The sequence below is a fragment of the Rhizobium sp. 9140 genome, assembly GCF_900067135.1.
Taxonomy (GTDB): Bacteria; Pseudomonadota; Alphaproteobacteria; order Rhizobiales; family Rhizobiaceae; genus Ferranicluibacter.
In genome coordinates this window covers 337,144-357,500 of record NZ_FJUR01000001.1, presented here as the reverse complement: position 1 = coordinate 357,500, position 20,357 = coordinate 337,144, and the positions used below count along the sequence as shown (strand labels likewise).

The following is a 20,357-nucleotide window of genomic DNA, read 5'->3' as shown; positions in this document are numbered from 1 at the left end:
ATCCGGAATTGGTAAGCAGTGAGCAGTTGGTTTCCATCTGTTTACGGCTCACGACTGACGGCTTACCGCGTCAAGGACGCGCTCGGTTTCCAAGCATTATCAATAAGGTATCTACACCTGAATCCATAGGGTGTAAGAGGCGAACGCAGGGAACTGAAACATCTAAGTACCTGCAGGAAAGGACATCAACCGAGACTCCGCAAGTAGTGGCGAGCGAACGCGGACCAGGCCAGTGGCGATGATTGCTAAAGCAGAACGACTTGGAAAGGTCGGCCATAGTGGGTGATAGCCCCGTATGCGGTGATGCTTTTATCGTCCTAGAGTAAGGCGGGACACGTGAAATCCTGTCTGAACATGGGGAGACCACTCTCCAAGCCTAAGTACTCGTGCATGACCGATAGCGAACAAGTACCGTGAGGGAAAGGTGAAAAGCACCCCGACAAGGGGAGTGAAATAGAACCTGAAACCGGTTGCCTACAAACAGTCGGAGCCATTATTGGTGACGGCGTACCTTTTGTATAATGGGTCAACGACTTAGTGTGACATGCAAGCTTAAGCCGATAGGTGTAGGCGCAGCGAAAGCGAGTCTGAATAGGGCGTTTGAGTATGTCGCATTAGACCCGAAACCGAGTGATCTAGCCATGAGCAGGTTGAAGGTTGGGTAACACCAACTGGAGGACCGAACCCGCATCTGTTGCAATAGATTGGGATGACTTGTGGCTAGGGGTGAAAGGCCAATCAAACTCGGAGATAGCTGGTTCTCCGCGAAAACTATTTAGGTAGTGCGTCGAGCGAATACCTCAGGGGGTAGAGCACTGAATGGGCTATGGGGACTCACCGTCTTACTGATCCTAATCAAACTCCGAATACCTGAGAGTACTACTCGGCAGACACACGGCGGGTGCTAACGTCCGTCGTGAAGAGGGCAACAACCCTGACCTCCATCTAAGGTCCCCAAGTCATGGCTAAGTGGGAAAGGATGTGAGACTCCCAAAACAACCAGGATGTTGGCTTAGAAGCAGCCATCATTTAAAGAAAGCGTAACAGCTCACTGGTCTAATTAAGGGGTTTTGCGCCGAAAATGTAACGGGGCTAAAGCCATGCACCGAAGCTGAGGGTTCTGACGATCCTAACGGATCGCAGAGCGGTAGCGGAGCGTTCCGTAAGCCTGTGAAGGGAGACCCGTGAGGGCTCCTGGAGGTATCGGAAGTGCGAATGTTGACATGAGTAACGATAAAGAGGGTGAGAGACCCTCTCGCCGAAAGACCAAGGGTTCCTGCTTAAAGTTAATCTGAGCAGGGTTAGCCGGCCCCTAAGGCGAGGCGGAAACGCGTAGTCGATGGGAACCACGTTAATATTCGTGGGCCTGGTGGGAAGTGACGGATTGCGTAACTTGTTCTGACTTATTGGATTGTCAGGGCGGGGAAGCGGTTCCAGGAAATAGCCCCACCGTATAGACCGTACCCGAAACCGACACAGGTGGTCAGGTAGAGCATACCAAGGCGCTTGAGAGAACTATGCTGAAGGAACTCGGCAAATTGCACGCGTAACTTCGGAAGAAGCGTGACCCTTTTGTACGCAAGTATGATGGGGTGGCACAGACCAGGGGGTAGCGACTGTTTATCAAAAACACAGGGCTCTGCGAAGTCTTTAAGACGACGTATAGGGCCTGACGCCTGCCCGGTGCTGGAAGGTTAAAGGGAGAGGTGCAAGCTTTGAACTGAAGCCCCAGTAAACGGCGGCCGTAACTATAACGGTCCTAAGGTAGCGAAATTCCTTGTCGGGTAAGTTCCGACCTGCACGAATGGCGTAACGACTTCCCCGCTGTCTCCAGCATAGACTCAGTGAAATTGAATTCCCCGTGAAGATGCGGGGTTCCTGCGGTCAGACGGAAAGACCCCGTGCACCTTTACTATAGCTTTACACTGGCATTCGTGTCGGCATGTGTAGGATAGGTGGTAGGCTTTGAAGCTTGGACGCCAGTTCAGGTGGAGCCATCCTTGAAATACCACCCTTATCGTCATGGATGTCTAACCGCGGTCCGTTATCCGGATCCGGGACAGTGTATGGTGGGTAGTTTGACTGGGGCGGTCGCCTCCGAAAGAGTAACGGAGGCGCGCGATGGTGGGCTCAGAACGGTCGGAAATCGTTCGTCGAGTGCAATGGCATAAGCCCGCCTGACTGCGAGACTGACAAGTCGAGCAGAGACGAAAGTCGGTCATAGTGATCCGGTGGTCCCGCGTGGAAGGGCCATCGCTCAACGGATAAAAGGTACGCCGGGGATAACAGGCTGATGACCCCCAAGAGTCCATATCGACGGGGTTGTTTGGCACCTCGATGTCGGCTCATCGCATCCTGGGGCTGGAGCAGGTCCCAAGGGTTTGGCTGTTCGCCAATTAAAGCGGTACGTGAGCTGGGTTCAGAACGTCGTGAGACAGTTCGGTCCCTATCTGCCGTGGGTGTTGGAATATTGACAGGATCTGTCCCTAGTACGAGAGGACCGGGATGGACATATCTCTGGTGGACCTGTTGTCCTGCCAAGGGCATAGCAGGGTAGCTATATATGGACGGGATAACCGCTGAAGGCATCTAAGCGGGAAACCCCCCTGAAAACGAGTATTCCCTTGAGAACCGTGGAAGACGACCACGTTGATAGGCCGGGTGTGGACGTGCAGCAATGCATGAAGCTTACCGGTACTAATCGTTCGATCGAACTTGATCGTTCCCATTGCCCATGCTCATCGCAAGGTGAAGGCGAAAGCCTTCGCCGGTCGCCGCGAAGGCAAAGCCTTCGTCGGCTCGATCGCATGTTTTGTCCTCACGCTGTCGCGGCTTTGCCGCTTCGGCTCACGGACGGCGCGCCCAACGATGGGCGACGCGCCTTGCGCTTGCCAGACCACAGGGTCTGGGTCACAGGCGTCCGGCAAGCACTCCAAAGACGTGTTCAAATCCAGCGAAACAGACGCCACAGCAAAGTCATAACCGGCTCACTGCTTACAGCTCACCATTCGCCAACAAATCCAGCTTCTCATCGTTTGCCCTTAGCCGACCTGGTGGTTCTGGCGGGGTGGCCGCACCCGTTCCCATTCCGAACACGGCCGTGAAACGCCCCAGCGCCTATGGTACTTCGTCTTAAGACGCGGGAGAGTCGGTCGCTGCCAGGTCTGCTAAAGGCAAACATCAAACAACATCTTCTCAACACAACCTCAGTCCCTTTCCCTTCCGCGGGGTGGAGCAGCCCGGTAGCTCGTCAGGCTCATAACCTGAAGGCCGCAGGTTCAAATCCTGCCCCCGCAACCAAATGATTTGCACAATTTCAAACAGAAAAGCCCTCCCAACCGGAGGGCTTTCTTGCGTTTGGAGCCTCAATCGTCCCGGCACCGGCCATGAGGTCCCTCCAGAACTGCGCGCCCTTGAGAACCGCGGGCTTCCTCACGCCATAGGCAAACGTAACGCAGGACACATCAGTGACGCCAGGCCGGTCCGGGCGTTATGTGGGGCGCCTTATCGTGCAGACAAAACGTCTTCGATACGGATCGGAAACTTGTGAACGCGGCGTCCCGTCGCGTGCCAGACGGCGTTTGCGATGGCGCCGACGGTTCCGGTGATGCCGATTTCTCCGACGCCTTTGACGCCGATCGGGTTGACGATGATGTCATCCTCGGGAACGAGGATAGCCTCGAGCGGGGGCACGTCGGCATTCACCGGGACATGATATTCGGCGAGGTCGGCGTTCATGATCCGTCCTGTCCGCTTATCCGTCACGGCTTCTTCGTGGAGAGCAAAGGAGATGCCCCAGATCATGCCGCCGAGATACTGGCTCTGCACCAGTCGGGGGTTGATGATACGGCCGGCGGCAAAGGCACCGACGAGACGCGTGGTGCGGATCTGTCCGAGATCGGGATCGATCTTTACCTCGGCAAAGACAGCGCCGTGCGAATACAGCGCATGGTCGGCCGCGACAGTCGGGTCGCGGTTGGACTTTGCCGTGCCGACGACATCGCTTCTTCCGGAGCGGGCGAGGATTTCTGCGTAGCTTTCACTGCGGCTTTCGTCGTCGCGACGATAGAGCCGGCCGCCGCGGGCGGTAAGGCCGATATTGCCGGCGCCGAAAAGGGGTGATGTCGGATCGTTGACGGCAAGGTCGGACAGTTGCGCGATGGCGTCTCCGCCGGCCTGGTTGAGGGCGAGACCGGCGCTGGCGGTGTGGCCCGATCCGCCGGCGATGCCGGCGTCGGGAAGCGTCGAGAGGCCCGAATGGAACTCGACCTGATCCGGATCGAGGCCCAGAGCTTCGGCTGCGATCTGGGCGAGTGCGGTCCAGGCGCCTTGGCCCATGTCGGCCGCGCCGGTTTCCACCAGTGCCGTGCCGTCGGCGCGCAGCGTCGCCCGGGCTTCTGCCGGAAAATGCGGACAGCCAAAGACGGCAGTGCCCATGCCCCAGCCAATGAGCAAGCCGTTTTCATCCCGCATCTGTCCTGCCGCAAGTGGGCGGCGCGACCAGCCGAAGCGGGCGGCCCCCTCCTCGTAGCAGGTCCGCAGCGCCTTGGACGAGAAGGGCTTTCCCGTCGCCGGCTCGGTTTCTGCATAGTTTTTCAGCCGGAATGCGAGTGGGTCCATGCCACAGGCCTCCGCCGCCTCATCGATCGCGACCTCGAGAGCCGCGGAGCCGGACGCTTCCCCGGGTGCGCGCATGGGGCCGGGCGTGCCCGTGTCGAGCCGTATCCCCTCGTGCTCGACGAGGATTGCGGGGCTCGCATAGAGCGGAAGGGATGCGTTGGCTGCAGGCTCCAGAAAATCGTCGAAGGCTGATGTGGCCGAAAGCGAGCGGTGATGCAGGGCGGTGAGCGTGCCGTCGCGCTTCATGCCGATCCGAAGCTTCTGCCAGGTCTGGCCGCGGTGACCGACCGGGCCGTACATCTGGGCGCGGGTCAGCGCCAGCTTGACCGGGCGGTTCAGCATACGGGCCGCGAGGATCGCGAGGATCTGCGGCCCGTTCAGGATCGCCTTGGAGCCGAAGCCGCCGCCGAGGAAGGGCGAACGGATGGTCACGTTTTCGACGGGAATGCCGAAGAAGGCGGCATAGGAGGCGCAACTTAATGCCAGCGCCTGGTTCGGCATGTCGAGAACGACGCGGTCGCCGTCCCATTCCGCGACCACCGCATGCGGCTCCATGGCGTTGTGGTATTGCGGCGGCGTCTCTACCTCGGCTTCCACGGTGATGGCGGCGTTCGAGAAACCTGCCTCGATATCGCCATGTGCCGTCTTCGGAGGACCGCCGATGCTGACAGCCGGAGGGTCGAAACGAATGCCGGTTTCCCGTCCGACGCGGACCGGCTCGGTGTTGTATTGCGGATCGAGGAGGGCCGCGCCTTCGGTGGCGGCTTCCAGCGTTTCGGCGATCACCAGCGCGATCGGCTGATTGACATAGCGGACGCTATCGTCCTGAAGCACCTCGACGCGAAAGCCGAACGGCGGCATCTTCTCGTTTGGATCGTGGAACAGCGGCGGACGATTGGCCGGCGTCAGCACCTCGACCACACCGGAATGCGCCTTGGCGGCATCCACGTTCATCGAGCGGACATGGCCACGGGCGATGCGGCTGACGGCCATGACGGCATAGAGCAGGCCTTCGGGGTGATTGTCGGCCGCATAAGTCGCGCCGCCGGTGACCTTGAGGATGCCATCGCGGCGGGTGAGCGGCTGGCCGGCACTGGAGCCGTAGCGGCTGGTGGCGGGCTGTTTTTCAGGCGACATGAAGATCTCCCTTCGGTGCGGGGATGTGCTGTTCCGGGAACGGCGAGGCGGGGAGGGCGGGCATGACCTTCGGCGTGCCCTCGTGAGCGAGCGTCAGCGCACGGACGAGGATGCGGTGGGCGAGCGTGATCTTGAACGCGTTGTCGCCGGAGGGTCGTGCGTCCGCGAGGGCTGCGGTCGCTGCCTTCTCGAAGGCTTCGCGCGTTGCGCGTTGCCCGACGAGCGCTGCCTCCGCCGCATGCGCACGCCAGGGCTTGGCGGCGACGGCGCCGAGCGCAAGCCTTGCCGCGCGGATCGTGTCGCCGTCCATGTCGAGCATGGCGGCGGCGGACACCACCGCGAAGGCATAGGATGCGCGCTCGCGCAGCTTCACGTAACGGGCATTTCCAGAAAAGGCAGCGGCCTCGGGCGGCAGGCGCAGGCCGCTGATGAGGTCGCCCGGTTCAAGAACCGACTCCTGTGCGCTGGTGGCATCGGGAAGGCTGTGGAGGTTCGCGATCGTGATGTCCTTGCGTCCCTCGACACCTTGGATCTCGACCACGGCACCGAGGGCTGCCAAGGGCACGCAGACATCCGAGGGGTGCGTGGCGATGCATTGTTCCGTCCAGCCGAGAACGGCATGGAGGCGGTTTTCACCCTTCAGCGCGTCGCAACCGGAGCCGGGTTCGCGCCGGTTGCAGGCGCTGGCGGTATCCTGGAAGTAGGCGCAGCGCGTTCGCTGAAGAAGGTTTCCGCCGACGGTTGCGGCGTTGCGCAGCTGTGCGGAGGCGCCAGACAACAGGGCTTCCGCGATGGCGGGATAGGTGGCGGCAAAGCGGCTGTCGTAGGCAAGGTCCGCATTGCGCACGAGCGCGCCGATGCGCACGCCGCCCTCCGGCAGCCACTCGATACGATCAAGGCCTGGAAGCCGGCTGATATCGATCACGCGTTCCGGACGGGTCACGCCGATCTTCATCAGGTCGAGCAGGTTGGTGCCGCCGGCGAGATAGAAAGATCCCGGGACGGCTGCGGCCGTCACAGCCTCGGCGAGGCTTGCCGGGCGGATGAAATCGAAGCGGTTCATGCGGCATTCCTCCCGCTTTCCTGTACCCCGGTGTCTGGTATCCCGGCGTCTGGTATCCCGGTTTTCTGCGAAAGGACGTGGCCCGCCTCCAGCACGGCCTGGGTGATGCCCTGATAGGCACCGCATCGACAGAGATTGCCGCTCATCAGTTCGCGCACGCGTTCCGGGTCGTCGCCGGCATGGCCTTCCGACAGGAGGCCGACCGCGCTCATGATCTGGCCGGGCGTGCAGTAGCCGCATTGCAGGCCGTCGCAGGCGATGAAGGCCGCCTGTACAGGGTGCAGTTCCGTGCCTTCGGCAAGGCCTTCGATGGTGGTGACCGTGCTGCCGTCGAGGCTGGCGGCTAGCGTCAGACAGGCATTGATGCGCCGACCGTCGAGGAGAACGGTACAGGCGCCGCACTGGCCGCGGTCGCAGCCCTTCTTGGTGCCGGTGAGGTGAAGTCGCTCACGCAGGAGGTCGAGCAGCGTGACGCGCGGATCATCGAGCGCAATGCTGTTCGGCTGACCATTAACGGTGAGGCTGATGGAGAAAGGCATGGGGTGCTCCAGTCAGGATTGTGGTGTATGGAATAGGACCGCAGGCGCGGTGAACGCTGTGACGAGATGGACGCTGTTGAACCGTCGCATGAGGGTTGGGCGTTCCGGTCGACGCCGCCTCGATGTGACATGCAATATACGGAGGATCCCTCCGTTTATCAAGGGACGTTAGCAAGTGCCAAGCAACGAATAGGCAGATGGACCAGCAAAATACAAAAGCAAGCCGCAAGCCGCGAGCAGACTCGGTTCGCAACCGGGAACGTTTGCTGGAGGCGGCCACTGCCATCTTCCGGCTCGGCGGGGCACAGGCAAGCCTCGAGGCCGTGGCACGGGAAGCCGGCGTCGGTATCGGCACCCTCTATCGTCATTTCCCGACGCGCGAGGCGCTGTTCGATGCCGTCTACCGGCATGAAGTGGACATTCTCGCTGATCTCGCCCGGGAGCTTTCGACGGAGGACGACCCGGTCGCAGCGCTCAAATCCTGGCTTCAGGCCAATGTCCGCCTTGTCGCGACCAAGAAGGGGATGATCGAGGGCCTGCAACTGGCCGTCGTCGGTTCTTCCGAGCTCAAGGCCTATTCCTACGAGCGCATGGTCGGCGCCATCGGTCTTCTGCTCGAACGGGCTGCCGTGGCGGGCATGATCCGGGACGACGTGTCGCCGGACGAACTCTTGCGGACTCTGCTCGGGATCTTCTACAGCCACGGCCCGGCGGACTGGCAGCCGACGGCACTTCGGATGGTCGATGTGTTCGTCGATGGGTTGCGGAAACGCTGATCGTCTTTCGATCCGCATCTGTGCGCAGCAAAGCTTTCGGGCTATGGCAGGCAGACCCTCCTCCTTTGCGATTCGACATCATGCCCGTCTCCCAGTCTTCCCTTCGCGGTGTCGTCATCGCGTTCATCGCCTATGCCGTGTTCGCATTCAGCGATGCTTCGGTGAAACTCATCGACGGCGCCATTCCCGCCTATCAGGTCGCCTTCGCCGGCGCGGTCTTCGGGCTGGTCATCCTGCCTCTGATCAAGGCGAGGGAGGACTCCTGGCTCGATATCGTTCGAACCTCCAACCGTACGCTCTGGCTGCTGCGCTTTGCCTGCGGAGCCATTGGCTCCATTGCGTCCATCATTACCTTCACCAAGCTGCCGATGGCGGAGGCCTTCTGTCTCCTGTTCCTGCTGCCGTCCTTCGTCACGATCCTTTCCGTCATCTTTCTGAAAGAGGACGTACGCTGGCAACGCTGGACGGCCGTCATCGTCGGCTTTATCGGTGTGCTTATCGTGTTGCGGCCAGGATTTCGCGAGCTGTCGGTGGGGCATCTTGCGGGTGCCATCGGCGGGCTGAGTGCCGCCATCGCCATCGTCATCCTGCGCGGCATGGGGCCGACGGAAAAACGGATGTCGCTCTATGGCGCAGGCCTTCTCGGCGTTCTCGTCGTCAGCGGTCTTCTGATGCTGTCGAACATTGCGATGCCGACGCCGATGCAGTGGGTCTTCATCGCCAGCTACGGTATTCTCGGCTCGGCCGGCAATGCGCTGCTGATGACGGCGGCGCGGATGGCACCGGCGAACCTCGTGGCGCCGCCGCAATACAGCCAGATGATCTGGGCGATCCTTTTCGGCTATTTCATCTTCGATGACACGATCGACCTGCCGATGGCGGGCGGCATCGCGCTCATCATCTTTTCCGGCCTGCTGACATTGATGCGCGAGCGCAAACGCGGCACGCCGCTGCCCTCGGCCGTCGTGTCACCCGATGCACAGGCCTCGCTCGCCACGGCCGAGCCGGAGCCGGATATACGGGGCTGACGCCCGGCAATGTCGCCTTTGTGATCGCCTTCCGGCCACGAGGCACGCACCAGAGGACTGGTCTGCCTGACGCTCCGCCCTAGCTCCGGTCTATGGATCCGCGCAATGCCATGTCGCGGAAATCTCATAAGAACATGGAGCAGAAAATGCTAAATCAGGGCGACCTTGATCTATCCCGGAGGGATCTTCTGATGGCCTCAGCGGCGACCGTCGCGGTGAGCGGCGTCGCCTCAAAGGCTCGGGCACAGGCACAAGTGCCTGCCGGCACAAAGGTTACCGGCATGCCGGCCGGGGAGACCTCCAGCGTCTCCTTCAAGGTCAACGGGCAGGACCAGACATTGTCGGTCGACAACCGCACGACGCTTCTCGATGCGCTGCGGGAGCATCTGCACCTGACCGGCACCAAGAAGGGCTGCGATCACGGCCAGTGCGGCGCCTGCACGGTGATGGTGGACGGACGGCGGATCAATTCCTGCCTGTCGCTCGCCATCATGCATGAGGGCGATGAGGTCGTGACGATCGAGGGCCTCGGCGAGCCCGGTAACCTTCATCCCATGCAGGCGGCTTTCGTCAAGCATGACGGCTACCAGTGCGGCTATTGCACGCCCGGGCAGATCTGTTCCTCCGTGGCGGTGCTCGAGGAAATCAAGGCGGGCATGCCGAGCCACGTGACCGGCGATCTGACAGCCAAGGTCGAATTCAGCCTGGAAGAGGTCCGCGAGCGGATGAGCGGAAACCTCTGTCGATGCGGGGCCTACTCCAACATCGTCGACGCCATTGCGGACGTTGCGGGGAGGCCGGCATGAAGTCCTTTACCTATGAGCGGGCAACCTCCGTCGAGGCCGCCGCCAAGTCGGCCGCAAGCCACGATGCCGCACGGTTTATCGCCGGTGGCACCAACCTCCTCGACCTGATGAAGCTCGAAATCGAGACGCCGACGCATCTGATCGACGTCAATACGCTGGGGCTCGACACCATCGAGGCGACGTCCGATGGCGGTTTGCGGATCGGCGCGCTCGTGCGCAACACCGATCTTGCCAGCGACGAGCGGGTGCGCCGTGACTACGGCCTCCTGTCGCGTGCGCTGCTGGCCGGCGCCTCCGGGCAGCTGCGCAACAAGGCGACCACGGCGGGCAACCTTTTGCAGCGGACGCGCTGTCCGTATTTCTACGACACCAATCAGCCCTGCAACAAGCGCCAGCCGGGCAGCGGCTGTTCCGCCATCGACGGCTTCAGCCGGCAGCTGGGCATCGTCGGTATCAGCTCTTCCTGCATTGCCACGCATCCGAGCGATATGGCGATTGCCATGCGGGCGCTCGATGCCGTTGTGGAGACGGTGGGCGCGGATGGCGCCAAGCGCAGCATCCCGATTGCCGATTTCCATCGGCTGCCGGATGACACGCCGCACATCGAGACGGAACTGAAGAAGGGCGAGATCATCACGGCTGTCGTTCTGCCGAAGCCGATCGGCGGCAAGCAGATCTACCGGAAGGTCCGCGACCGTGCGTCCTATGCCTTCGCGCTCATCTCGGTCGGCGCGGTGATCCAGCCGGACGGCACCGGCCGCGTCGCGGTCGGCGGGGTGGCGCACAAACCGTGGCGTCTCGATGCGGCGGACGAGGATCTGCCGAGCGGTGCCGGCCGGGTAACGCGCCGCTTGCTGCTCGATGCTGAGCCGACGGAACACAATTCCTACAAGGTGAAGCTGGTTGAGCGGACGCTTGGCGCTGTTCTTGCCGAAGCGAAGGGTTGAGACCATGAAGTTCGAGACACCTGCAACTGAGAACCCGATCGACTGCATGACGGTGGTCGGCAAGCCGGTCGAGCGCATCGATGGGCAGCTGAAGACGACCGGCCGCGCGAAATATGCCTATGAATGGCACGACGAAGCCTTGCCCTACGCCTATGGCTATCCGCTCGGTGCCGCGATTGCCAAGGGGCGCATCCGCGTGATGGATGTGTCTGCTGCCGCCCGCGCGCCCGGCGTCATCACGATCGTGACCAGCGACAGCATGCCGGACCTGAAGACCGCGAAGCGCAACACCGCCAAGCTCTTCGGCGGAACGGAGATCCACCACTATCATCAGGCTGTCGCGGTGGTGGTTGCGGAGACGTTCGAGCAGGCGCGGGCCGCCGCACACCTGATCAAGGTGGACTACGAGGAGGCCAAGGGCGCGTTCGACCTGGAAGCGTCGATGGAAAGCGCCAAGAAGCCCGAGGACGGTGAGCCGGATTCGGCGGCGGGCGATTTCGCACCGGCCTTCGAGGCGGCGACCGTTCAGTTCGACCAGACCTATACGACGCCGGACCAGTCGCATGCGATGATGGAGCCGCACGCCTCCATTGCCGCCTGGGACGGGGATGCGCTGACGGTGTGGACGTCGAGCCAGATGATCGACTGGTGGCGGTCCGATCTGAGCGTTGCGCTCGATATGGACAAGGAGAAGATCCATATCATGTCGCCTTTCATCGGCGGCGGGTTCGGGTCAAAGCTCTTCCTGCGCTCGGATGCGGTGCTGGCGGCGCTGGCCGCCCACGCGGCACGCCGGCCGGTCAAAGTCGCGCTGCCCCGGCCGTTCCTCATGAACAACACCACGCACCGGCCGGCAACGATCCAGCGCATCCGCATCGGCGCCGGGCAGGACGGCAAGATCACGGCGATCGCGCATGAAAGCTGGTCCGGCGATCTTGAAGGCGGTGGCCCGGAGGCGGCCGTGCAGCAGACGCGACTGCTCTATGCCGGGGCCAACCGCATGACAGCGACCCGGCTCGCCGTGCTCGATCTTCCCGAGGGCAACGCCATGCGTGCACCCGGCGAGGCGCCCGGCCTGATGGCGCTCGAAGTCGCCATGGACGAGATGGCGGAGAAGCTTGGGCAGGACCCGGTCGCTTTCCGCATCCTCAACGACACGCAGGTCGATCCGGAAAAGCCGGAGAAGGCCTTTTCGCACCGCGATCTCGTCGGCTGCATGACGCTCGGAGCGGAGCGCTTCGGCTGGGACAAGCGCAACACGCGCCCTGGCACCGTGCGGGATGGCGACTGGCTGGTGGGCATGGGCGTTGCGGCCGCGTTTCGCAACAACATGGTCATGCCATCCGGCGCCCGCGTGACGCTCGATCGTGAGGGTATCCTGACCGTCGAGACGGACATGACGGATATCGGGACCGGCAGCTACACGATCATCGCCCAGACCGCGGCGGAGATGCTGGGCCTGCCGCTCGACCGCGTGGCCGTCCATCTTGGCGATTCCCGCTTTCCGGTGTCGTCCGGCTCGGGCGGTCAGTGGGGCGGCAACAGCGCCACGGCGGGCGTCTATGCCGCCTGCGTCAAGATGCGGGAGGCCATTGCCCAGTCGCTCGGGTTCAATGCCGAAAGCATCGATTTCGCCGATGCTATGGTGATCTCGGGCGACCGGCGCGTGCCCCTGGCCGATGCCGTTCGGGAGGCGCCGCTCGTCGTCGAGGATACGATCGAGTATGGCGATATTTCCGAAGAGAAGCAGCAATCGACCTTCGGCGCGCATTTCGTTGAAGTCGGGGTCGATATCGCCACTGGTGAAGTCCGTATCCGGCGCATGCTCGCCGTCTGCGCGGCCGGCCGCATCCTCAATCCGATGACGGCACGTAGTCAGGTCATCGGCGCGATGACGATGGGCGTCGGTGGCGCCCTGTCGGAAGAGCTTGCGGTGGACAAGAAGCGCGGCTTCTTCGTCAACCACGATCTCGCCGGCTACGAGGTGCCCGTGCATGCCGACATTCCGCATCAGGAAGTCATCTTCATGGACGAGACCGACCCGATGTCCTCGCCGATGAAGGCGAAGGGTGTGGGCGAACTGGGGCTCTGCGGCGTGGCGGCGGCGATCAACAACGCCGTCTATAATGCCACGGGTATCCGCGTCAGAAACTACCCGGTGACACTCGACAAGCTGATCGGCGCGCTGCCCCAGATCAGCTGAAGATAGAACTGTCTTTTGCTCTCAAGGCTGGCGCTTCCCTAGCGCCAGCCTTATGTCGTTTGATGTAGCGGGTTCGGGAGGACTCCAGCGATGATTCGGCATATCGTACTTTTGAAATTCAAGGACAGCGTGTCGGAAGCCGACAAGCAGTCGATCTATCATGAGCTGGACGCGCTGAAGGAACATGTCGATGGCATCCGTGCCTTTCATGCCGGCCCGAATGTCAGCGTCGAAACCGAGATGATGCGCGGTTTCAACGATGCGTTCTGGTTCGACTTCGACAGCGCGGCCGTACGCGATGCCTATCTGATCGATCCGCATCATCAAGCTGCCGGTGCGCGGATCGTCGCCCATACTAAAGGCGGGCCGGAGGGCGTGGTCGTCGTGGATCTTGAGTTCTAACCCTTCGCAGCCAGATGCGCAGGGTTTAGCCCTGCTGCCTTCCTTTCGCCGGAGTCCGGCCGTGCATCGTCCTGCAGCATAGCACCGTCTCCTTGCTGAAAGGCTTTGATCGCTTCGGCCAGCGGCTCGTGCACGCGTCGTCCCGCTGCCGTCATGGCGGCAGAGAGGAGGCCGTTCTGGCAGGGGCGCTTGTCGTCCCAGCCTGCATGATTGACGATCGGATAGAGGCAGAGGCCTTCGAGCGGTACGCCGGCCCTCATGGCAGCCACAGCCTCTTGTGCTACATAGGTGAACCACGCGGCGCGGCGGCCGTCCTCGATGCCGGTTTCGGCGATCATCATCGGCTTGCCGTAGCGGGCATAGGTTTCGATGAGGATGGTGCGAAGCGGCTTGTAGAGCGGGTGGCCGATATCGATCGGCGGGCCGCCATGGATCCACTGGTTGTTGAAGTAATAGTTGACGCCGATGACGTCGAGATAGTGCTCGGCACCGCCGATCTGCGGCCACATGCGGCCGCTCAGAAGATCCCACCCCTGGAACTGTGATTGACGATGACCTTCGGCAACCTGGGCTTCCCATGGCCTCGATGGGTCAGTGATGACGTTGATCACGGGATCGCAATGCACGAAGCGGGCGCGCGGATCGACGGCGAGAATCGCCTCCATTCCGGCGATCGCTGCCCGTGCCAGCTGTACCTTCAGCTCGAAACCACGGCCGTGCGCGAAGGGATTGAGATAGCCGGCATCGCCTGCGCCCCAGGAGAAGAAGGAGATTTCGTTAACCGGACAATAGAACGGGATGTCGTTGCTCTCTTCCCGCACGATGCGCGCGCAGGCGCCGGCGAACCGGGCGAAGCGATCCACGAAATGGGGCGTCCAGATATCGATCTCGTCGGGCCAGCCATAATGCAGTACGTCCCAGATGACCTGCGTGCCCGAACGAGCGGCGGCCTGCAGCATCGGCTGGACGCTCGACCACTCGAAGGTGCCGTTTTTCTCGATCAGGTGCCATCGGAAGCCGTCGCGCACCGTGCGGATGCCGTGTTTTCCTAGCTGGCGATAGTCGCGCTCGGCATGGATGTCGTGACCGATGTCGTCGATCATGTCGAGCCGGGGACCGCGTGGCTCGTCCAACGTCGGGCGCAGGCGATGGGTCGAGCACTCGAACCCGCCCTGAATGAACGACCGGAAAAGACCGGTCGGGCCGCGTGCAGCACGCGTGGCCAGGACCTCTTCGAACAGGCGTTCCCACTGCGGAATCACGGCCTCTACAGAGTAGAGGCGCTCGACCTTTTCCCGCAGAGCACGGCCCAGCGTCCGGCGGAGGCTCGGGTCGGATATCAGGCGACGGGCGGCATCGGCCACGGACGCCGGATCGTCATAGGGGACGATGAGCCCCGTCTTGCCGTCCTCGATCTGCTGAAGCGCGCCGTTGTCGGGTGTCGAAATGACTGGCAGTCCGGCGGCTCCGGCTTCCGCGATGACATGCGGCATGCCTTCGCCGCGGGAGAGCCAGATAAAGATATCGAAGGCCTGGAGCAGGTCCGGAATGTCCTTCCGGTCGCCGAGGAAATGCAACACATCCGACAACCCGCGGGCGGCGGCGCGTCGTTGCAGCTCTTCGGCATATTCCGGCATGAAGGCATCCGGCCCGCCGACGATGACGAAGCGGACATCAGTGTTTTCGGCGCTGAGAAGTGCCGCCGCCTCGATGACGTCCCCGACGTTCTTCTTCGGATCGAGCCGCCCGACCCAGCCGATCAGAATATGCCGGTCGGCGAGACCGAGCCTGGCGCGCATCGATTCCCGCTGCGACGGATCGAAAGCCGAGAGATCGACCATGGAGGGAATCTCGATCGCATCCGCCTCGCGGCCCGGCATGCGCGAGGCCGCGGCATCGCAGATGGAGCGGCAGACGCCGACATAGCGCGTCGTCAGGTGCTTCGGACCGGCCAAGGCCTCGGAGACAAGGCCGCCATGCTCGATCAACGGCGGGCGCAGATGCAGGCGTTCCAGCGCCGGATAGATATCGGCGACGTTTTGGCAGGAGACCACAACATCATAGCTGGGCACCTTGCCGGCGAGGTAGGAAACCGTATCCTCGAACGACATAGCGTAAGGCGCCGTGTCGACGGAAACCCCGAGATCCCGCAACTGCTCGTGCGTCTGCTCCGGCATGCCGGGCTTGCGGAAGCAGGCGACGACATCGATGCGGTAGCGCGCGGGATCGAGCGCCTGTGCCAGAAGCCGGACTTCCGTCTCCTCGCCGCCCACGACCAGCCAGGCGAAGACGAAGAGGATACGGATGGGCTGGTCCCCCGATGCTGTTTCCTGTGCTGCCTCCATCATGCGCCGACCTTGAAGACGACCTGCAGGAAGTCGGGGCGATGCGCCACCAGATCCTGAAGGAAGGCAGGTCCATCCTCGAACGGCACGACATGCGTGACCATGTGCTCGCAGATCGCAGCGCCGTCATGGCGTAGGAGATCGACGGTTTCGTTTGCCAGACGCTGTCGGTTCCAGAGTGCAGAGAGGCCGCGTGGTACGCGGTTGATCTGGGCGCAGCGGATGTTGAGGCCGTTGTGGTGGAATTCCTCGCCAAGCCGCAAATTGTCCGCGCCGCCCTGGTAAAAGGCGAGGTCAATCACCGCTCCCTGCGGACGCAGGGCCTTCAGCGCGGTCTGGAGACTGCCGGAATGCGCCCGCGTCTGGAAGACCAGATCAGCGCCGCGTCCCAGACCGCCATCGTGCCAGCGGGCCTTGGCATGCTGCCAGGCCTGATCCTCCGTCATGGCCGTCAGGCCCATGGCCTCGGCTTTTGCGCGACGGAAGTCGGAGGGATCGGTGATGACGACGTCGGATGCGCCGAGCTTGCGGGCAAACAACGCCGTCATCAGCCCGACGGTGCCGGCGCCGATGACCAGCACGGGACGGCCGGTAACGCCGGCACCGAGTGCCGCGACCTGCGTGCCCATGGCTTCGGCGTCGGCATGAAGAATACCGTTTGCGGCGATCGGCCCCATCTGGGCGACGAAGACGCCGAGAAGCGGATCGATCTCCGCCGGCATCGATACGAGGACATCATGATATGGATCGGCCGTGTGGCCGGTCTTGTGCGCATAGGTCGTTGCCAGCACATCGCCTTCGGCGTACCCGTCGGCGCGGGACTCTGCCACACGGGCGACTTCCATGTAGCCGAGGAAGGGTACGGGGTAATGGAGATCCGGCTCGTTCTCGATGAAGACGCCACGGCCCGCATCGAAGCGCGAGCGGAAATAGGGATTAGTGTTTTTCAGGAACGTCAACTCGGTGCCGGCGGAAAGGCCGGTATAAAGGGTTTCCAGCCGCACCTGACCGTCGGCAGGCGGACCTTCCTCATATTCGAAGATATAGGCGCGTCCCGGTGCCTCGATGCCGAGCGAGCGGACCTTGCGATGGCCCGGCGGCATTCCGCGCGGTGCTTCCTCCGGTCGCGGCTGGAACCGAAGTGGCGCCGGCGGTGTCCGGGGGATCATCGGAGGATCGAGATGGACGGGCGCGCCACTGCGTGACGAGGCGACGACGGCGAGTGCCAGACGGTGCGTGGCGACGGCGTCGGCGTAGGGGCATCGGATACGGTTTTCACCGCCACGCACCGCATCGATGAAGTCCCGGTCCTCTCGCCAGACCGGATCGCCGTCCGCTTGGCGAACCGGCCGGCCGCGGCCCACATCGACCATGATGTCCCGGTCGGTCAGCTCGATGGCGAGTTTGTCGGCAAAGATGTGCAGACCGACGCGGTGGCTCCAGCCGAGAAGGCAGGTCGAGGCGATGTTGGCAACCACGCCGGACTGGAAGGTAAGGCTGGCGGTGCTAACGGTCGGCACGTCGAGTCCGGGGAAGTCCTGACGGTCGACATGGCCAGCGCGGCCGTAGACCTCGGTGACGTCGCCAATGAGGAAGCGCGCCAGATCCAGAAGATGCGTCGTCTGCTCAACCATCTGGCCGCCTGATTTGTCTTCCTTCCACCACCACTGCGGCGGCGGCGTCGAATCCAGCCAGTAACCGGACAACAGCTGGGCGGGGTTCTCGGCCAGCAGTGCGCGGGCTTCCTCCACGGTGTCGAGATAGCGCCAGTGATAGCCGACCGCCGTCACGAGGTTCTTCGCCGCGATGCCGGCTGCGATCTCTTCGGCAAGAGCGATGTCGAGGGACACCGGCTTTTCAACGAAGAAGGGGATGCCATGGGCGATCAGGTCGCGCTCCGGATCGCCATGAGCAAAGGGTGGCACGCAGATGTAGACGGCGTCCAGGCGTTCGTTCTCCAGCATGTCGCGATGGCTGGTGAAGGATTTGGCGCCGAAGCGACGGGCCGCGGCATCGGCGCGGGCCGCATCCGGATCGGCGAAGGCGACCAGTTCGACATCCTCGAAGGTCGCGAGAATGTCGAGATGGCGGTGGGCGATGCCGCCGACGCCGATAAAGCCGAGACGGGTCTTTTGCATGGAATGGTCCTTTTGCAGGGATGGGTTCGGCGTCAGGAGTGGCCGGTAGACGGAGGCGGTTTCCGCGGCCATCCGGGCGGCGGAGAAGTGTTGGCGGAAGCGATCCTGTCCGGCTTGTCCAACAGCCGCTCGCCTGGCGGGGTCATCGAGAGCCCTTGCGATTGTGTCGGCGAGCGAGGCGGGATGTCCGGGTTCGGCGAAGAAGGCGTGGTCCTCGCCCAGCGCCTCCACAGTGCCGCCGATCTTTGTGGCCACCACGGGTATGCCGAGAGACATGGCTTCCAGTAGGGCGAGCGGAAGGCCCTCGAACAGGGAGGGGAGCACGAAGAGATCGGCGCATGCAACGAGATCCGCGATATCCTCGCGATGGCCGAGAAAGCGCACGGCATCGGCAACGCCGAGCTCGCTCGCCAAAGCCACGACCCGCGCCTGCTCCTCGCCCGATCCGACGAGAAGAAGAGCGAGGGATGGATGACGCTCGATCACCGCAGGCAGGGCGCGGATCAGGGATGCGTGGTCCTTCTGGGCCGAGAAGCGCGCGACGGAAAGGAGGATGATACGGCCGGAAAGATCCATGACCGTGATCGTCTGCTCCGCTTGCGCTTTCGGTTCGAGCGGGAAGATGCCATTGCGGACCACGGTCATGCGCTTGGGGTCGATATGACGGTCCGCATAGGTTTTGCGCGAGGCTTCGGAAACGACGATATGGTGGGCGAGGTGGCCCGTTTCCGCTTGGTAATGTGCCTGCTGGTCCGGGTCGGTCAGCAGATAGGGCAGGTGTTCCGTGCGGATGACGGGAATGCCGGCCGCTATGCCCGAGGCTGCGAGCGCATGGCCTTCCCATCCGATGCCGGCATGAACATGCAGCAGATCGATGCCCGCCCGTCGCAGCCATGCCTGCAACTCATCGGCAGTTGGCAGATCCTTGACGGCGATACCCCGCCTCACGGCCTTCGTTAGAAGATGGTTGGCGCTTTCGGGGTCGGCGACCAGGATGATGTCGTGATCCGGCGATAGTCCACGTGCCAATGCCAGCATGTGCTCGCCCAGCCCCGAAGGATCGCGGCTGTCGGTGGCAAGGACGATGCGGGGGCGTCTTGCGGACGGGTCAGGCATGGGATGCCGGCTGCTCCGGCGTCCGTGCGGTTAGCGGTGCCGTCGCCTCTGCCGCCAGCGGCTCTGGACCGCCCATGGACTGCTCGATAAGCAGACGCATCTGACGCGCCGTATCGTCCCACGACGAGCGGGCGAGAACGGTATCCACCGCTTCGAGCCAGGATGTGGACGATTGCCGCAGAGCCAGTGCGGCGGCGCAGGCATCGACGAAGCTTTCCACATCCTTTGCGATGTAGACGCCGGGCACATCGCTATAGCTTCTGATGACGTCGGTGATACCCGTGCTGACGACTGGCCGGCCAGCGGCAAGGTATTCCGGCGTTTTGGTCGGGCTGATGAACCGTGTCGCTTCATTGAGGGCGAACGGCATCAGCGCCACGTCCCAGCCGGAGAGATAGGCAGGAAGTTCGGCATAATTCTTCTGCCCGAGATAATGGATATTGGCCGCGCGGGGCAGGTCGTCCTGCGAGATCTTGACCACAGGGCCGAGGAAGACGAATGACCAGTCTGGACGGGCGGCTGCGGCGTCCCGGATCAGGCCGAGGTCGAGCCGTTCATCAATCACCCCGTAGAAGCCGAGGCGCGGACCCTTGATGCCGGCCTGATCCGGCGGAGAGGTGTGGCCGTTGCGCGCGGTGCGGAAGTGGTGCGCATCGACGCTTGAGGGGAAGGCGTGGAGATTGTCGTGGCGGTCGCGCTTGGCCTCGTAGAGGCTGTAGCCGCCGGTGAAGACGACATCGGCGCGCGCGAGCAGGGCCTGTTCCATGGCCTTCAACTCAGGCGGTGCGAACTTGAAATTGGCGAGTTCGTCCATGCAGTCATAGACGACGGCTGCCGCATCCACGTGGCGCGCAAACGCAAACATCAGCGGCGTATAGAACCAGAGAATTGGCTGGCGGCTGCCATACAGCGCCAGGAGGTCATCGAGAAGAGCCGCAAGCGCCGTCTCGCGTTGCACCTCATTCCACCAGTGTGGCACGCGCGGACGAATGGCCTTGACCGTGGTGCCGGCGAAGGGGTGAATTTCGAGGTAAGCGAGGTGATGGTCGGTCGGGATATATTCCTCGAAAAAGAAGACCTGCCGATCGGCTGCGAAACGCTGCATCAGATGCTGCGGCCGCTGGAGAACGAAATCCCAGCGGAGGTGGGAGAAACAGACGATCGGTGCGTCGGTGCAAAAAATGCCCTCAGAAACCTTTGAAAACGCACCCAGTAAATTCATCGAGCTCCCTTCCGT

At 62.7% G+C, this 20,357-nt stretch carries 12 protein-coding genes, 1 tRNA gene, 2 rRNA genes and 1 pseudogene (1 of these 16 running past the window's edge); 10 read left to right on the top strand and 6 right to left on the bottom strand.

All coding sequences use genetic code 11. From position 1 onward, the window contains the following. The 4 genes from GA0004734_RS01640 to GA0004734_RS01625 form a co-directional block, all read left to right on the top strand. Positions 1-2,723 (top strand): 23S ribosomal RNA (locus GA0004734_RS01640) (it extends 173 nt beyond the left edge of the window). Next, positions 2,716-2,982: a hypothetical protein gene (locus tag GA0004734_RS01635; RefSeq protein WP_139056217.1), complete on the top strand. Its 267-nt coding sequence runs from the start codon at positions 2,716-2,718 to the stop codon at positions 2,980-2,982. The genes GA0004734_RS01640 and GA0004734_RS01635 overlap by 8 nt, the downstream gene beginning before the upstream one ends. Positions 2,983-3,049: 67 nt before the next feature. Then, positions 3,050-3,164 (top strand): 5S ribosomal RNA (rrf, locus tag GA0004734_RS01630). A gap of 59 nt (positions 3,165-3,223) precedes the next feature. After that, a tRNA-Met gene (locus GA0004734_RS01625) sits at positions 3,224-3,300 on the top strand. A 204-nt stretch (positions 3,301-3,504) separates the two neighbouring features. Here GA0004734_RS01625 and GA0004734_RS01620 read toward each other — a convergent pair. The 3 genes from GA0004734_RS01620 to GA0004734_RS01610 are packed head-to-tail and all read right to left on the bottom strand — an operon-like array spanning position 3,505 to position 7,359. After that, complete coding sequence (locus GA0004734_RS01620) at positions 3,505-5,757, bottom strand: xanthine dehydrogenase family protein molybdopterin-binding subunit (RefSeq protein ID WP_092930638.1); 2,253 nt, start codon at positions 5,755-5,757, stop codon at positions 3,505-3,507. Further along, positions 5,747-6,820, bottom strand: coding sequence for an FAD binding domain-containing protein (locus GA0004734_RS01615; protein WP_092930636.1), 1,074 nt, complete (start codon positions 6,818-6,820; stop codon positions 5,747-5,749). The genes GA0004734_RS01620 and GA0004734_RS01615 overlap by 11 nt, the downstream gene beginning before the upstream one ends. Further along, the gene (locus GA0004734_RS01610; RefSeq protein ID WP_092930634.1) at positions 6,817-7,359 is read right to left on the bottom strand and encodes a (2Fe-2S)-binding protein; all 543 of its coding nucleotides are present in this window, start codon (positions 7,357-7,359) and stop codon (positions 6,817-6,819) included. Before GA0004734_RS01610 ends, GA0004734_RS01615 begins: the two co-directional genes overlap by 4 nt. 197 nt (positions 7,360-7,556) lie before the next feature. Here GA0004734_RS01610 and GA0004734_RS01605 point away from each other — a divergent pair, with 197 nt between their 5' ends. The 6 genes from GA0004734_RS01605 to GA0004734_RS01580 all read left to right on the top strand — a co-directional run bounded on the left by GA0004734_RS01605 (position 7,557) and on the right by GA0004734_RS01580 (position 13,521). Next, positions 7,557-8,135: a TetR/AcrR family transcriptional regulator gene (locus GA0004734_RS01605; protein WP_092930632.1), complete on the top strand. Its 579-nt coding sequence runs from the start codon at positions 7,557-7,559 to the stop codon at positions 8,133-8,135. Positions 8,136-8,215: 80 nt separating this feature from the next. Beyond that, positions 8,216-9,163 (top strand): DMT family transporter, encoded by a 948-nt coding sequence (locus GA0004734_RS01600; RefSeq protein ID WP_092935758.1) that lies wholly within the window; start codon positions 8,216-8,218, stop codon positions 9,161-9,163. A gap of 134 nt (positions 9,164-9,297) precedes the next feature. Beyond that, entirely contained in the window at positions 9,298-9,969 is a 672-nt protein-coding gene (gene paoA / locus GA0004734_RS01595; protein WP_175386178.1) for an aldehyde dehydrogenase iron-sulfur subunit PaoA, read from the top strand. Beyond that, entirely contained in the window at positions 9,966-10,916 is a 951-nt protein-coding gene (locus tag GA0004734_RS01590) for an FAD binding domain-containing protein (RefSeq protein WP_092930629.1), read from the top strand. The genes paoA and GA0004734_RS01590 overlap by 4 nt, the downstream gene beginning before the upstream one ends. A gap of 4 nt (positions 10,917-10,920) precedes the next feature. Further along, positions 10,921-13,119, top strand: coding sequence for an aldehyde oxidoreductase molybdenum-binding subunit PaoC (gene paoC / locus GA0004734_RS01585; RefSeq protein WP_092930627.1), 2,199 nt, complete (start codon positions 10,921-10,923; stop codon positions 13,117-13,119). A gap of 90 nt (positions 13,120-13,209) precedes the next feature. Then, complete coding sequence (locus GA0004734_RS01580; protein ID WP_092930625.1) at positions 13,210-13,521, top strand: Dabb family protein; 312 nt, start codon at positions 13,210-13,212, stop codon at positions 13,519-13,521. Here the strand turns inward: GA0004734_RS01580 and GA0004734_RS01575 are convergent. From GA0004734_RS01575 to GA0004734_RS01565, 3 genes and pseudogenes are all read right to left on the bottom strand, one after another. Next, the gene (locus tag GA0004734_RS01575) at positions 13,518-15,869 is read right to left on the bottom strand and encodes a glycosyltransferase family 4 protein (protein WP_245292316.1); all 2,352 of its coding nucleotides are present in this window, start codon (positions 15,867-15,869) and stop codon (positions 13,518-13,520) included. The genes GA0004734_RS01580 and GA0004734_RS01575 overlap by 4 nt on opposite strands. Beyond that, entirely contained in the window at positions 15,866-19,120 is a 3,255-nt protein-coding gene (locus GA0004734_RS01570; protein WP_092930623.1) for a glycosyltransferase, read from the bottom strand. The genes GA0004734_RS01575 and GA0004734_RS01570 overlap by 4 nt, the downstream gene beginning before the upstream one ends. A gap of 76 nt (positions 19,121-19,196) precedes the next feature. Continuing rightward, positions 19,197-20,342 (bottom strand): annotated as a pseudogene (locus tag GA0004734_RS01565) (glycosyltransferase family 1 protein); the annotation flags it as partial. Positions 20,343-20,357: the final 15 nt, after the last annotated feature.